The sequence below is a fragment of the Methylomicrobium sp. Wu6 genome (assembly GCF_035916875.1).
Classification (GTDB): domain Bacteria; phylum Pseudomonadota; class Gammaproteobacteria; order Methylococcales; family Methylomonadaceae; genus Methylomicrobium.
The window spans coordinates 55,969-69,606 of the sequence record NZ_JAXUHN010000070.1 but is presented as its reverse complement, the minus strand read 5'-3'; the positions used below and the strand labels follow the sequence as shown (position 1 = coordinate 69,606).

The window sequence follows — 13,638 nt, the reverse complement described above, 5'->3', positions numbered from 1 at the left end:
ATCGACTACTCCGGCGCCGAAACCGCCGATTCCAACCTGCTTAGTGCCGAACAAAAAGTCTCGGGCATCAAACGTCATATTACGGTAGGCATGCTCGGTTTATTCAATGCCATCACGGTGACTACGGCCGATGTGACGGGTCGGGCCGGAGCATTGAGGGCGATTACGCGTTGCGCCTCCAACTTGCAATAAGTCACGAGTGTGCTGGAGGATGGTGGCTATTTCGGACAACCGTTTGCCACTGCCGTCAAGGATAAGATCGAGGCTACAGTTCAAGTCGCCAAGCGTAACGAATTGCATACCTCCGAAGTCATGCCGAAACGGTGGATCGTGGAAAGATCCCTTGCCTGGCTGGAGAAATGCTGGCGTCTATGGAAAAACCGTGGGCGTAAGCTCAATACCAGCCTGCAATTCGTTCATCTGGCTTTCCATTCGCCAGGATAGCGGATAGACGCCTTGCTGCACATACTGGAAAAAAGTCGAATACGGCCAATCGGCAACCAGCTTGACTAACCCCTGGTTGACCGGATTGTAATGCAGAAAATTCATATGGCGGGCAAAGTCCTGATCGCCGCGCAGCACATAACCGAAAAAGCGTTTGCGCTCGAAATCGGCGTCATCGTCGACTTGACTCCCATCAGCGTCGCCGGCCAATTTGGCAAATTCGTTTTTAATCTTCTGCCAAAGCAATGCCGCCGCCTCCGCGTCACCCGGCAACGTCAGCATGCCTTGCATATATTTTGGCAAGATCACCAATGCATCGAGATTGAACGGAAGTTTCTGCTTGATCTTGACCAATTCGAGACATAGCGCCCGGATCGAAGGCAACGTCGCGCCCGTGCTCCATTCCGGAAATGCCAGCGTGAAAAAATAAGTTTCCCCAGGAATACGGTAAGGGTTTAATTCGCTCATGATCGGTTCCCCTTGACAAGGTTAAACGGCAATCGCACTGATTTTAAGCTCGGAGAAACGCGCTTGACGTTTGCGTCTTTGGAGCAAAATCAATGCATCCGAATTTTTTCTAGCAATAACCGGACCATATTCCTGACAAGCAATAGCTAAGCGGCCTTTTGCAACAAGTCGCGGCCTGCCGCGGATAGCGCTACGTGATTTGACACAGTCATTCAGCTCAAAACAAGGTCATATGCCCCGATTTCGATCAAACCGGCCGGCCATGCGCTGATCAAGCCGGCATCAATCGGCTACAACATGCCGACCGTAATGATGAAGTCCTCGACATCCTTTAAGCCCTCGCTTTTTTTTCAGATTGGTGAACACAATGGGGCGCTCGCTGCGCATTTTTTTCGCGTCGCGGTTCATCACCTCGAGCGACGCGCCGACATGTGGGGCGAGGTCGGTTTTGTTGATCACCAATGAGTCCGAACGGGTGATGCCGTGCCGGGGCCGTGATTGCCCAAGAACAGCAGTTCGGCATCACTGAGAATGCCAGTCATTCTTTCTCCGACCGAAAATTGCAGTAACGCATCGGCCAACGGTTGTGCGGCGATGCCGAAGCGCTTGGCGGCGTCGGCGGCCGCCAACGGCGGCATAGCTAACAGCGCGTCAGGGTTAGACACGCCAAGGTGAAGGTAGGAGGGTTTACTCATCGAGACTCCTTGTTAGAAAAGACGCTTCGCTTCCGGCGATCATGTCGGCTTTATCAGTAATGACGATCGCAAGCGGCATTTATATAACCGCGTTCCGAAAAAAAAATCCCGATTGCTCGCTCACCTAACAACACACACCGATCCATGGGATAATTAGCTCTTTGCTGAACCCTTTCCTCCCCATGTCTTTTGCGATCATCAAGGCCCGACGCGGCCGGGCCGCCTGGCTCAAACTGCATCTATTGCTGGCGCTAGGCGCCGGTTTTTTGTTTGCCTTGTTGGGTCTGACCGGCAGCCTCAGCATTTACCGGGAAGACATCGACGAATTGTTGAATCCCCGGCTGGCCATCGACGAACCCAGCGGTGACTATCAAACGCTGGACAAGATCATCACGGCGGTGCGCTCGGCGCATCCGGATCGTTACGGCGCCTGGACCCTCGAAATGCCGAGATCGCCGCACGGCATGATTACCGCCTGGTTCGACAAGCCACGGGAATCCTATTTCGAGTGGTATGCGCCATTGATGGTCTCGGTCAATCCTTATACCGCCGAGGTCGTCGCCAGCCGCTTTTGGGGAGCCACATTCGCCACCTGGCTGCTGGACTTGCATAGCCACCTGCATCTTGGCCTGTCCGGCCGCAACACGGTCGGCGTATTGGGGCTGTTGCTGATGCTTTCGGCGGGGAGCGGACTGGTGTTGTGGTGGCCGGGCGTGAAGGGCATAATCAAGGCGCTGACGATCAGGCGGCACTCCGGCATGCTGCGCTTTGCCACCGACCTGCATAGGATGACAGGTTTTCTAATCGCCATGGCACTTATGATGCTGGCGAGTACCGGCTTTCTGTTAAGTTACCCGAAAACCCTGGAAAAACTGACCGGCACAGCCGGCATGGGGCACGGCGAAGACGACCGCACAATCATCAGCACCGCGGTGCCGAACAACCATCCTCTCGGACTGGAAGGCGCCGAATTCATCGCCCGCGCCCCTTTCTCTCGCGCCGAATTGCGGCGCATCACCACCCCGGTCGGCGACAGCGGCGTCTTTGAAATTCATTTCCGACAAGAATACGAAATCAATCAGCGCCACCCCTTCACCACGGTCTGGGTGGACCGCTGGAGTGGCCATATCCAGAAGGTACGCGATCCGGCCAAGTTTTCGGCTGGACAAACAATCGCGACCTGGATATGGCCGCTGCATTCGGGTGAAGCTTTGGGCGCTACGGGACGCTTGCTATGGTTCCTGGCCGGACAAGCGCTGTTCTTCCTGTACCTGAGCGGGTTATTCAGATGGTTGTGCCGGCGCGGCGCCATTGCGGATCGGCCGGTCAATTTAACTCCGTTGAAGGACACGGGTTTCCGGGTGATGACCAGGGCATACCGTCTGAGTCTGATGATCTGGCGGCTGAGCATCAAAGGGGGGCGGAAAGCGCTGCCGCAGGCCGCGGCTTTATGGCGGGCGCTGACGCGATTGCTGTTGACCGTGAAAAGATCGCTACGAAATTAATTTACCGTATCCTGCCTTATGCCGTTTGGCGCGGCGTTTCTGCAGCCGGCGGATGAGTCCCTCCACAAACAGCGGCAAACAAGCCAGCCGCAGCAAGACCAGAATACGTCCGCTCCAGCCGAATGCCTAGCCGGAATGCAGCGACCACTGCCAATGCATGAAGACCTTGCCGACCGTGGCAGAACGGTCGGCGGGATCGTCCACGCCGAGTATCGCGCCGGAGTATTGAGCTATCATGACGCAGCGCCGGTGAAACAGGCGGCCGGACTCCTGTACTCCGTCCTTGCAGACTGTGTAACCGCTGAGCGGCGAGGAAATGCCGTAAATCCAATCAGGACGTCCTTTCGTATAAAGCCGGTCGGCACCCGATACGGCTTCGCCCTATCAATGGTGAATTTTTCTGCCGGTCTGGAGGCGTTCGAATTCATCGACCCTTGTTAGAACTCAACCCGTACCGATCCCAGTAAGGTCAACGGTTCGCCTGGACGAATGTTGCCTCGGTTGCTCGAATGGTCGTAATAAGTCTTGTCGAGCAGGTTGTACACATTCAACTGCGTCGTAATCTTTGATTTTTTGTAGTTAAAGCTATAGCCAGCGCTCGCATCCCAACGGGCATAACCGGGCAGTTCAAAACTGTTGGCGTTGTCGCCTTCGCGCTGCCCCCGGACGTAAACACCCGTGCCGAAATTCAAGCCGCGTAATGGCCCCGTTTGTTGATCGTATTTGAGCCACACGCAGCCCGAATGACGAGGCACAGAGGCCAGCCGGTGCCCTTGATTGCCGGCAAGACCACTGGCTTTGGCTCCGCTTAGCCAGCGACAATTAATGCGTATCGATTAATGCAACGAGGTCATTTAGGAAACTCTGAATAAGAAAGACCTTCGACAAGCTCGGTATCCTCAAGGGCATAAAGACGACCGGCAAGTTGTTGATGCCGTTTCTTGAGCGCTTGTCGAATGTTTTCCTGATCTTGCTGACGGGCATGAACGTCATCACCCTGTTCAACGCTTCATTTTTGAACTGACGGCAAGACCCTGTTTTAATGGCTCAGGTTATTCTTCAAAATGGTTGACGACGACGCGTCCGCCAGAAATCACCAAATCCGGGTTCTCCAGCAATTTAAATCGTTCTAACGGATTTCCTTTGACGGCAATCACATCCGCAGGCGCATTCGGCAGCAATGTGCCCAGGAGCGGATTGCCGAGATTTTCACCGGCTTTGGATGTCGCCGCCTTGAACACGTTAAGCACGTCGGTGAAATCGATCGACTGGCCGCTGGTCAGATGCAGCATCATGTGCATCTCTTCGCCGTTGATGCCCCAAGGCACGTTGTCGTGGCCGATTTCGGAGCCGTACAAAAATCCGGCGCACTTGCCGGGCGTCGCCGCTTCGCAATCGGCGATTTTGGCTGCCAGTTGCGCGGTATTGGCGTGGATGCCGATGCCGTCTTTGACGCAGGACGAGAGCGTGTCGATAGTCGTCACAAAGATTAATCCTGGCGTATTGGCGGCCTCTTGCAACAGCCCTGAATTGATTGGCCCGCAAGGCATATGCGCGAATTCGTCGACGCCGGCATTCAGTGCGCGCTCAAACCCGACGTTTTCGCCCACATGAACGATGACCCGTCTGTTTAGCGCATGCGCCTTAACTACGATCGCATTGACAATGTCCTGGGAAAGGATGGTCCAGGGCGCCGCGGGCGCCGGGCTTTCGCCGTGCGGCATCATCCAGGGAGCACCGGGTTCGCCGCCGGGCTCCAACGCAATCTTGATGGCGGTTGCGCCGCCATCGGCCAGTTGCTGGACCACATTTTCCGCTTCGGTTATGGAGGCGACAGGGTAACCAATTTTATCCAGCCCGCCCTCGCCGCCGAAGATGTTCAGCGGATAGCCGCCGGGCGCCTGAATGATGGGGCCGACGCTCAGCAAGCGCAGCCGGCCGTCGCCGCCTTCGGGCGGCGACAAAGGACCGCCGGTGTCTTGAACCGTCGTGATGCCGTTCCGCAAGACGGTGATTTTAGGCACGCCCTGGAACGAGACGTGTGCATGCGACTCGATGAAACCCGGCAGAATGGTGGCGTCGCCCAGCTGGTTTTTTCGAGCGCATGACTTTTTCATTGCCGCCGCCGGGCCAGTTTGAGCGACCTTATCTTTGATCAGCAACACACCCCAATCAGCATGAAGTTCGAAGCCGTCAAACAGCCGGTTTGCTGTCAATACTCGGCATTTGGCCGGCTTGGGTAATTTGTCGGCTTCCGTAGGGTTCGCCGATTTGCTTTCATGCGCGCAAGCCTGAAAACTGATTGCTCCCCAGCAGAACGCGGCAGCGATCAGGGCGGCCGCATCGAACAGATTTGTTTGACTTTTCATTGAATATTCCAGGATGTTTACTGTGGAAGTCGGACCCGCTTCGCGAGTCAAAGCGCCGCGGTACGAAGTGCAGCCCAAGAGAAAGCAATATCTGCGCCAAAACTTTGCCATCCCCTATAGTCAGGTTTTTAAGTTGCTGTTGAACACGCCATCCTAACTTTATCGGCAAATCCGGCGCGCTGCCGCGTCTGTTTGAGGACACTCTGTATGGGCCCGAACGCATCGAAATTGGATCAGATAACACACAAGATGCGTGATATGACACAGTTCAATGATTGCCGCCGGGCAGGTTTTGCAAACCCGCCCGCAACGCTTTGAAACTGCAAAGTGGCTTGAAACGTTTAAGCCGGGGTTACAAACCCCGACCTACCGAAGCGAAATGGACACAGGACCATGCACCTTCAAACGTTTCATAAGTAATCGCATACCGAGGAGTTAAAAACATGTTTCTTAACTCCCAAGGCAAACGGTCACGCCCGGATTGATCGGCTAACGGCCTCATTCGGGTTTGCCGCCGGTATTGGCATGAATATTGACTTTATTTTGCCGAACCCAGACCGAAGTATCATTCATGTTCAAATTCACGCCAGACTTTACTACTCTACTGCTCGAGCAACACCGCGACGAACTGACCGGTTTCCTGGTCAACCGCGTCAATTGCCCGGAAGTCGCCGCCGACATCTTGCAGGATGCGTTTTTTCGGCTGACGCAATTCGAATCCAGCCAGCGCATCGACAATCCCAAGGCGTTTATGTATAAGGTCGTCGGCAATCTGGCCATCGATCACCAGCGCAAGGTGCAGCGCGAGCAGGCCCGACATGCCGACGAAGAAGAATTGCAGGACCATGCCGATGCCGCGCCAGGCCTGGAGCGGCAATTATACGGCCGGCAGCAGCTTGTCCATCTGCGTCTCGCCATTTCCGAACTGCCGCCGCGTTGCCGCGAGGTGTTCATTCTGCATAAATTTAAACACTATCCTTATTCGCAAATCATGAGCGAGTTGGGCATTGCCGAAAACACCGTGCTGAAACACATCGTCAAAGCAATGGAGCATTGCCGGCGGCGCATGCGGGAACTCGAAGCGGAAGACCATTGATTGCCGCGCATTCAAAAAAATTTAGGCCGTGCGCTAAGGCGGTATGGATGCTTAGGCGGGGCTGTGACGTCTAAGCCGGTCAAATGTAGTTTCCTTTTCCCTTTGGTTTGGGCCCAATATCAGGAAGATATTGGCCGCCCGATGATTCAGCTATAATCCCCGTTCATGACACTATCTCAACCTGAACAAAACGCCGCCGAACGCGAAGCCATGGAATGGCAGGCCCAACTGAGCTCAGACCGGCTCAGCGAAGCGCAACGGCTCGCCTTCGAGAACTGGCTGACGCAAAGCGCGGAAAATGCCGCCGCCTGGCGCGCGGTGAACGATTTCTGGAACGGCCTGGACGGCGTGAGCCTGGATGATCTAGGCACCGACACCGCAGCGCCACCCCAAAAAATCCGGCCGCTCCGTCCCAAACAGCATCATTGGCGAACCGGACTGGCCTTGGCCGCTTCGGTGCTGCTGTTGGTCGGCCTGATTGACCCGGAGTTCGACAGTTATCTGGCCGATTACCGTTCCGCTACCGGACAGCAACGGCAGGTAGCGCTGGAAGACGGGTCGACCTTGCTGTTGAACACCGCCAGCGCGGTGTCGGTGGATTATTCGCCAGAGCGTCGGCTCGTCACCCTGCACAGCGGCGAGGCCTTCTTCACCGTTGCTGCCAACCCCGGCCGGCCGTTCATCGTCCAGACCGAAGCCGGCCAGGTGCAGGCACTGGGCACGGCCTTCGACGTCAAACGCGAGGGCGAAACGGCCTTTGTGACCGTGTTCGAACATGCGGTTAAGGTCACCAACCGCAGCGGAGCAGTCAAGGGCAGACTTGTAGAAGGGGAACGCCTGCAATTCAACGGCGACCGCCTGGAGCCCGCCGGCCGCATCGACCTGCAACGCGCCGCCGCCTGGCATCGCCGGCGCATGGTGTTTCAGGACAGGCCGCTGGCCGAGGTCGTCGCCGAACTGGACCGCTACCGTCCCGGTAAACTCCTGATCATCAGCGCCGCGATTGAAAAGCTGCCGATCACCGGCGTCTTCGGCATCGCCGACACCGACGTGGCGCTTGCCAGCATCGAACAGAGTTTGCCGGTCAGCGTCCGCAAGCTGCCGGGCGGACTGGTGCTGCTGTCGGCCAGATGAGCCGATCAAGCCGGCTCCGCGCGCAGCTTGATGCCTAACGCCCGCACCACTTTCAGCACTGTATCGAAACGCGGCTTTGCCCCCGGCGCCAGCGCCTTGTAAAGGCTTTCCCGGCCAAGTCCGGACGCATCGGCAACTTTTGCCATGCCCTTGGTTTTGGCGATATAACCCAAGGCGCGAATCAGTTCATCGCTGTCGCCATCCGCCAACACTTGGGAAAGATATTCACTGATCGATTCGTCGCTATCGAGCATGGCGACCATATCGAAAGGCAATAATTTTTCTTTCATGTTTCAATCTCCTGAGACAATTTGATTGCCCGCTTAATGTCGGCATCCTGAGTTGATTTGTCGCCGCCGGCCTCAGCAGAACTAAAACCATCCGGTTACTCAACACAAAATAAATCCGGTAGCAGGCGCCTACATCGATGCGTCTGGAAATGGCGATTTAGCACGCAAGTCACGCAGCGAAGCATGCCATTTCGCAAAGGTCTCAGTTTGCAGGATAGTGTAATCCGTAGCACAGATCGTATCCGATTGGATACTTATTTCAAGCGAAAAAATATCTTTGGAAGCAAAACCTTTTCTTTTGCCCGCCAGAAAAGTAAAAAAATTTTTGCCTGCGGCATGGATACTCCGCTCCGGCTGTTTCGTCATTAACTCCAAGCCGCCGTTTTACCTTCTGCGAACGGCGAGCCGACTGACATGGAAACAACCCCAGGAGCACTAATGACCCGTAAAACCACATGCAACCCTTCCCCTCTTCGTCACGGCATCGTCCCACCTCATCATGGCGCCCCGGCCAAGGCGCGCGCCTTGGCCCTGACCGTCTCCGCCTTCTACACCGGGCTATTGTTCGCCATGCCTCCGCAAGCCGCCATGGCCTCGGCGGCTGACAGCGCCGGCCAGACGATTTTCGACTTCGCGATTCCCAAAGGCTCGCTCTCCGGCGCCCTGCTGCAATTTTCCGAAACCAGCGGCAAGAAGGTGCTGTTCAATGCCGATCTGGTGCGCGGCCAGAGCAGCCCAGGCTTGAATGGCCGCTACAGCGCTGAGCAGGCCCTGCATAAACTACTGGCCGGCAGCGGGTTGGCACCCAGGGAAACCGGCAGCGGCAGCGTCACGTTGGAAAAACTGGCCGCGCCGACAAAGACCCCATTAGAGTCGAAGGCCGCTACCACCCTGCCCGCCGTGACCGTGACCGGACAAACCGGCGATGGCAGCAGTGACAGCCCCAGCCTTACCACGCCGTCGATCGACGAGTCACGCGTCAAATTGAATCAGGTTCCCGGCGGGACGAGCGTGATCGATGCCGAGAGAATTTATGAAGGCGCGCCGCTGACGGTCAACGACGTCTTTGTCAACGCGCCGGGCGTCTATGTTGCGGATTCTCAAGCAGGAGTCACGGGCGGGTCGCGTATTTCAATCCGCGGTTCCGACGCCAATTCGATCATCTCGCCCATCCGTGGCATCAAATTGCTTCGCAACGGCATGCCATTCACCAGCGCAGACGGCTCCTCGGATACCGAATCGATCAATTTGTTCGCGCTCGATCATGTCGATATCTATCGAGGCGCCAACGCGCTGGAGTACGGCGGCAGCAATCTCGGCGGGGCGGTCAACCTGATCACGCCGACCGGCTACACCGCCGAAGGCGTGCGCTTGGGGATGAAATGGGGCACCTACGATTTCGTCAATCCGACGCTGAGTTTCGGCAAGGTGTTCGACAATGGCTTTGATGTCTACGGTTCGTTTGCCTACCTGAGCACCGATACTACGCGGGAAAACAACAAGCAGGAACAGTTCTACGGTCACGGCAACGTCGGCTACCGCTGGAACGACAGGCAAGAAACGCGCCTGTATTTCGATATTCAGAACCATAACTTTTTGTCGACTTCGCCGCTGACCCTGCAACAAATTGCAGACAATCCGAAGCAGAACGACAACAGTTTCGCCTTCCCAAGCGGCTTTCCTTTATACCGCGTCGACCTGAAGCACTCGATCCTCCTGGATGGCGGCGACAAGTTCGACGTGGGGGCTTATTACCAGGACAAGCATTATGCCTATGACTATACCTTCGGTTACAACCACGACAGATGGCAGGACACCGGCTTCAACTGGCGGCATGAGATCAACAGGAAACTGTTTGGTCTGGATAATAGAGTCGTATGGGGAGGTCTGACCCAATGGCAGTTCATTAACGATTATAACTATGCGACTTTGCCGGATCGTCGGCGAGGCCAGTTAAGAAACGCCGAGCGCGATCGCTGGCTGAATGTCGAGGGGTATTTGGAGGATCAACTCCGTCTGACCGACCAGTTTACCTTGATCGCCGGTGTGCAGCTGAACTGGCGGAATGTTAATTATGAACGCTACGAGGGCGCCCTCCCCAGTGCTGCCGGAACGACCAATCAAGCCGATCAGGATTATTTTAGCGCCAACCCCAAGCTCGGCTTTACCTGGCAGGCGACCCGTGAGGCACAGATTTACGGCAATGTCAGCCGCAGTTCGGAACCGCCGCCATTGGCGAACCTGGCCGATCTGTTTCCCGCCAAGGATTTGCAAACAGCCAGTACGGTAGAAGTCGGTACACGTGGGCAAACCGATTATTTGGAGTGGGATCTGGCTTATTACCACGCCTGGGTGAACAACGAATATTTGATTATCGCAAATCCTATCAATCCGACTGATTTTACCGCGACGAACGCCAACGGCACGACCCTGCATTCCGGCGTCGAACTGGGCTTGGAGAGCTCGCTGCCGATCAATGCGATCGCCAACGGCGACCAAATCCGTCTGCGCGGCAACTACACCTGGAACAACTTCACCTTCGACAACGACCCGGTGTTGGGCGACAACCGCATTCCCGGCATACCGGAGCACGTAGCCTTTGTCGAGGCGCTGTATCAGCATCCGAGCGGGTTCTACATCGGCCCGAATGCCAGGATCGTCGGCTCCAACTGGGTCGATTACAAAAATACGCTGGCCGCAAAACCTTATGCCTTGCTCGGCGCCCGGATCGGTTGGGATGACGGCAAACATTGGAAACTGTTTGTCGACGGCCGCAACTTGACCAATCAGCATTACGCGGCAACCCTCTGGACGATGGGGGACGCGGGGGGCACGGACCAGGCGCAATTCCATCCCGGCGCGACCCGTACTGTCTACGGCGGCATTGAGTATCGCTTCTAGCGGGTGCCGGATGAGTATCACTGTTCGGCAATTGGCAACGCTCGATAACGCGCGCTTGGCCCGGCGCAAGCGCCACCGTAAACTCTGGCTGAAGGTCCATCTTTGGCTAGGGTTGTTGTTCGGGGCCTATCTTGCCGTGATCGGCCTGACCGGCAGCATCCTGGTATTTCATGACGAGATCGATGAATGGCTGACGCCGGAGCTCATGACCGTCGAACCGCCGTCCGAGACGTCGGCGTATCGATCGCTTGCGGCAATCATCGCGGCCAGTTCCGCCGCGATGCCGAGCGATGCCCAGCAAGCCTTTGCCGCCTATCCGCGCAACGCTAAAGCCGCCTTTAGGCTACGTTACGCCGTGCCGATACCGGGCGGCGCGACCGAGTTTTGGGAGACCACTGTCGATCCTTATAGGGCCAAGTTTATCGGCAAACGCTTACGTTGGTCATCCGAAGAAACATTCCCGGAAACTTTCGTCGACTTTGTTTTTTTCCTGCACTATTCGCTGTTTCTGGGCGACTCCGGCGAATTGATCGTCAGTCTCATCGGTGTATTGTCCATCCTTTCGATGCTGACCGGGCTGATCGTCTGGTGGCCGTTGACCGGGAAATGGCGGCAGGCGTTGACGATCAAAGTCAAGGCCAGCGCCGAGCGCTTGACGTTCGATTTGCACAAAACCGCCGGCGTTTATTCGGCTATGGTCCTGTTGCCGGTGTTGTTTTCCGGTATTTACATCACCGAACCTAACTATGTGGTGCCGGTAGTAGAGCTGTTTTCACCGGCAACCTACCGCTACTGGTTTCAATCCACTCCCATTGAATCTGTACCCTCGTTGGGCATGGCCGATGCGGTGGCGATTGCTGACCGCTTATATCCCAGCGGACGCACCCATTTCATCTACGGAGCTACGCAACCGACGTCAACCTTTACCGTGTGCAAGAACGATGTCGAACAAACCGGCAGCCTGATACATCGGCGTTGCGTCGTGATTGACCGCTACAGCGGCACGGTTCTGGATGTGGACGATCCGACCGCAGGCACTGCAGGCGAAGTGCTAACGCATTGGCAATGGCCGCTGCATTCCGGACAGGCGTTCGGCATGGCGGGAAGAGTGATGGTGTGCCTTTCGGGATTGGCTTGCGTATTATTGTTTGGAACAGGGATTGTGCGATGGCGGCATAAGAAGATCGCGAATTTATCGAGAAGAATTTATAGATAAGGTGTAAGTCTGTAACCGAAGGCTGGCTTTTCCACGCGGGACGGGGTTTGAAACCCCGTTCCTAACGTTTTGATATCTCAATCATGCGGGAAATCTTGTGGTCGTGACAACATACCTTATCCGGCTGAAGCGAAGTCGGGGTTTATGACCTCGACCTGGACGTTTCAAATCCCTCTTGCCGCTTCGATGAAACGATGCTGTCTTCTTGCTTTGCAAAACCCGTCCGTTAGCCGGCCGAATGTGAAAATCAACAGGGAAACTCCGGCAAGCCCAGAATTTCACTTTCGGCCGGGATGCTGTCTTCTTGCTGCTCCGCTTCCGACCGGCGCAGACGGCCGCGCAAATAATCGGTCGCTAGGTTCGCCGCAATCCGGAAAATAAACGCACGCGGATTTTCGACCGATGTTTTGCCGTCGTAGCCTGCATATCGGATGAACGTTTCCTGGAAAAGATCTTGAGCCGTTTCGGAATAACTGACGCGATACGATAAAAAACGCAGCAATTCGTAGCGATGCTTTTTGCATAAAATCGGCAATATCGTTTGCGGTACATCCAATCATAAGGCACGCGGATCATTAACAAAAAAGTCAATGCGCGAATAATAGGCAATATTTACGCCACAATAGATGTAAAAAGTTCCATCCCATCATAAGAGCTGGTGTTCTTTATAACCGATGGAACTCCACAGATTCACCTGTTCCCGTTATTCCTTGATTCACAATCGGAGCCGGCGTTTCGGATCGACGGTTCAGTATGATGAAGCGTTGTTGGAACTGCTCAGGATTACGTCAATAATAACTTCCCGATATAACGGGTTGATGCCAGTTTCCAACGTCAACGATGGGAATCCTTCTCGCCAAGCTCTAGCTTGGGAACGAGGGGTAATACGTCGTATGCCACAGCGATTATGTGTCATATGACACAAACAACGAAGCCAAAATCAACCGGCACTCTTATCCTCAGCGCCTGCACGCTCAGCGACAGGCAAGAACCCCGGCGCGTTACGGGCGTCAGCAAGCGGCTTTTTTAAAGACGCATTGAGCAATCAGTGCGTCAAATGGCGATACCGGCAGGCTAATTTTTTTCTGTCTTCGAGGTGGGGTTTTCCGCATCTCAAACGTCTTACTGAGTAAATGATCCTTTAGGGCCTGAAGATGAAAGCAAGGCTTGACGACTGATCATCGGTCATCGGCCTATTTCGCATTTCCGGATGTTTATGATGAGAATGAAAAAATCGAGCACAAGCGCAGAGCATTCGCCGCCCGAGCAACCGTTTCCGTCGGCCCGTTATTTTCAGATTCATTTCCAATATCTGCACGAAACCATCGGTGATTTACGCCTGCAAGTCGAAAAAGCCAATCAGCAGATTGCCGAAATGCAGTTGCAATTGCAGCTTAACCAGACTAGAGAAAACGCCCGCCAAAGCGATTCCGGGAAAAAAACGGAAAGTCGTTTTGAGCCCGGACCATCGAATGTCGCGGATGCCGCGTACTGAAAACAAACCCATCGCATTTCTTAAC

14 protein-coding genes and 1 pseudogene are annotated in these 13,638 nt (G+C 55.3%); 7 read left to right on the top strand and 8 right to left on the bottom strand.

Features of this window, described 5'->3' with window-relative positions:
• Positions 1 to 45: 45 nt before the first annotated feature.
• Positions 46 to 444: pseudogene (locus U2W12_RS08785) on the top strand (transposase); the annotation flags it as partial.
• On the opposite strand, the gene U2W12_RS08780 reads toward U2W12_RS08785, so the two are convergent.
• The 3 genes from U2W12_RS08780 to U2W12_RS08770 all read right to left on the bottom strand — a co-directional run bounded on the left by U2W12_RS08780 (position 370) and on the right by U2W12_RS08770 (position 1,607).
• Entirely contained in the window at positions 370 to 912 is a 543-nt protein-coding gene (locus tag U2W12_RS08780) for a hypothetical protein (protein ID WP_326500299.1), read from the bottom strand. The pseudogene U2W12_RS08785 and the gene U2W12_RS08780 sit on opposite strands and share 75 nt — an antisense overlap.
• 282 nt (positions 913 to 1,194) lie before the next feature.
• Entirely contained in the window at positions 1,195 to 1,371 is a 177-nt protein-coding gene (locus U2W12_RS08775; RefSeq protein ID WP_326500298.1) for a hypothetical protein, read from the bottom strand.
• Positions 1,368 to 1,607, bottom strand: a complete 240-nt coding sequence (locus tag U2W12_RS08770; RefSeq protein WP_326500297.1) for a hypothetical protein — start codon at positions 1,605 to 1,607, stop codon at positions 1,368 to 1,370. The genes U2W12_RS08775 and U2W12_RS08770 overlap by 4 nt, the downstream gene beginning before the upstream one ends.
• Positions 1,608 to 1,789: 182 nt before the next feature.
• Here U2W12_RS08770 and U2W12_RS08765 point away from each other — a divergent pair, with 182 nt between their 5' ends.
• The gene (locus tag U2W12_RS08765) at positions 1,790 to 3,112 is read left to right on the top strand and encodes a PepSY-associated TM helix domain-containing protein (RefSeq protein ID WP_326500296.1); all 1,323 of its coding nucleotides are present in this window, start codon (positions 1,790 to 1,792) and stop codon (positions 3,110 to 3,112) included.
• Positions 3,113 to 3,549: 437 nt separating this feature from the next.
• On the opposite strand, the gene U2W12_RS08760 is transcribed toward U2W12_RS08765, so the two are convergent.
• Positions 3,550 to 3,939 carry a TonB-dependent receptor gene (locus U2W12_RS08760; protein ID WP_326500314.1) on the bottom strand — a complete coding sequence of 130 codons (390 nt, stop codon included), beginning with the start codon at positions 3,937 to 3,939 and terminating at the stop codon, positions 3,550 to 3,552.
• Positions 3,940 to 4,164: 225 nt separating this feature from the next.
• Entirely contained in the window at positions 4,165 to 5,481 is a 1,317-nt protein-coding gene (locus U2W12_RS08755) for an amidohydrolase family protein (RefSeq protein WP_326500295.1), read from the bottom strand.
• 571 nt (positions 5,482 to 6,052) lie between these two features.
• Here U2W12_RS08755 and U2W12_RS08750 point away from each other — a divergent pair.
• Both U2W12_RS08750 and U2W12_RS08745 read left to right on the top strand, forming a co-directional pair.
• Positions 6,053 to 6,577 (top strand): RNA polymerase sigma factor, encoded by a 525-nt coding sequence (locus tag U2W12_RS08750; protein WP_326500294.1) that lies wholly within the window; start codon positions 6,053 to 6,055, stop codon positions 6,575 to 6,577.
• Positions 6,578 to 6,742: 165 nt separating this feature from the next.
• Positions 6,743 to 7,711: a FecR family protein gene (locus tag U2W12_RS08745; protein WP_326500293.1), complete on the top strand. Its 969-nt coding sequence runs from the start codon at positions 6,743 to 6,745 to the stop codon at positions 7,709 to 7,711.
• 5 nt (positions 7,712 to 7,716) lie between these two features.
• On the opposite strand, the gene U2W12_RS08740 is transcribed toward U2W12_RS08745, so the two are convergent.
• On the bottom strand, positions 7,717 to 8,001 hold the full coding sequence (locus U2W12_RS08740) for an addiction module antidote protein (RefSeq protein ID WP_326500292.1): 285 nt from the start codon (positions 7,999 to 8,001) through the stop codon (positions 7,717 to 7,719).
• Positions 8,002 to 8,130: 129 nt separating this feature from the next.
• The gene (locus U2W12_RS08735) at positions 8,131 to 8,367 is read right to left on the bottom strand and encodes a hypothetical protein (protein WP_326500291.1); all 237 of its coding nucleotides are present in this window, start codon (positions 8,365 to 8,367) and stop codon (positions 8,131 to 8,133) included.
• 72 nt (positions 8,368 to 8,439) lie between these two features.
• Here U2W12_RS08735 and U2W12_RS08730 point away from each other — a divergent pair, with 72 nt between their 5' ends.
• Positions 8,440 to 10,902, top strand: coding sequence for a TonB-dependent receptor (locus tag U2W12_RS08730; RefSeq protein WP_326500290.1), 2,463 nt, complete (start codon positions 8,440 to 8,442; stop codon positions 10,900 to 10,902).
• Between the two features lie 10 nt (positions 10,903 to 10,912).
• On the top strand, positions 10,913 to 12,118 hold the full coding sequence (locus U2W12_RS08725) for a PepSY-associated TM helix domain-containing protein (RefSeq protein WP_326500289.1): 1,206 nt from the start codon (positions 10,913 to 10,915) through the stop codon (positions 12,116 to 12,118).
• 247 nt (positions 12,119 to 12,365) lie between these two features.
• Here U2W12_RS08725 and U2W12_RS08720 read toward each other — a convergent pair whose 3' ends face one another.
• On the bottom strand, positions 12,366 to 12,653 hold the full coding sequence (locus tag U2W12_RS08720; RefSeq protein WP_326500288.1) for a sigma factor: 288 nt from the start codon (positions 12,651 to 12,653) through the stop codon (positions 12,366 to 12,368).
• A 681-nt stretch (positions 12,654 to 13,334) separates the two neighbouring features.
• Between U2W12_RS08720 and U2W12_RS08715 the strand changes: the two genes are divergently transcribed.
• Positions 13,335 to 13,613 (top strand): hypothetical protein, encoded by a 279-nt coding sequence (locus U2W12_RS08715; protein WP_326500287.1) that lies wholly within the window; start codon positions 13,335 to 13,337, stop codon positions 13,611 to 13,613.
• The last annotated feature ends 25 nt before the right edge of the window (positions 13,614 to 13,638 follow it).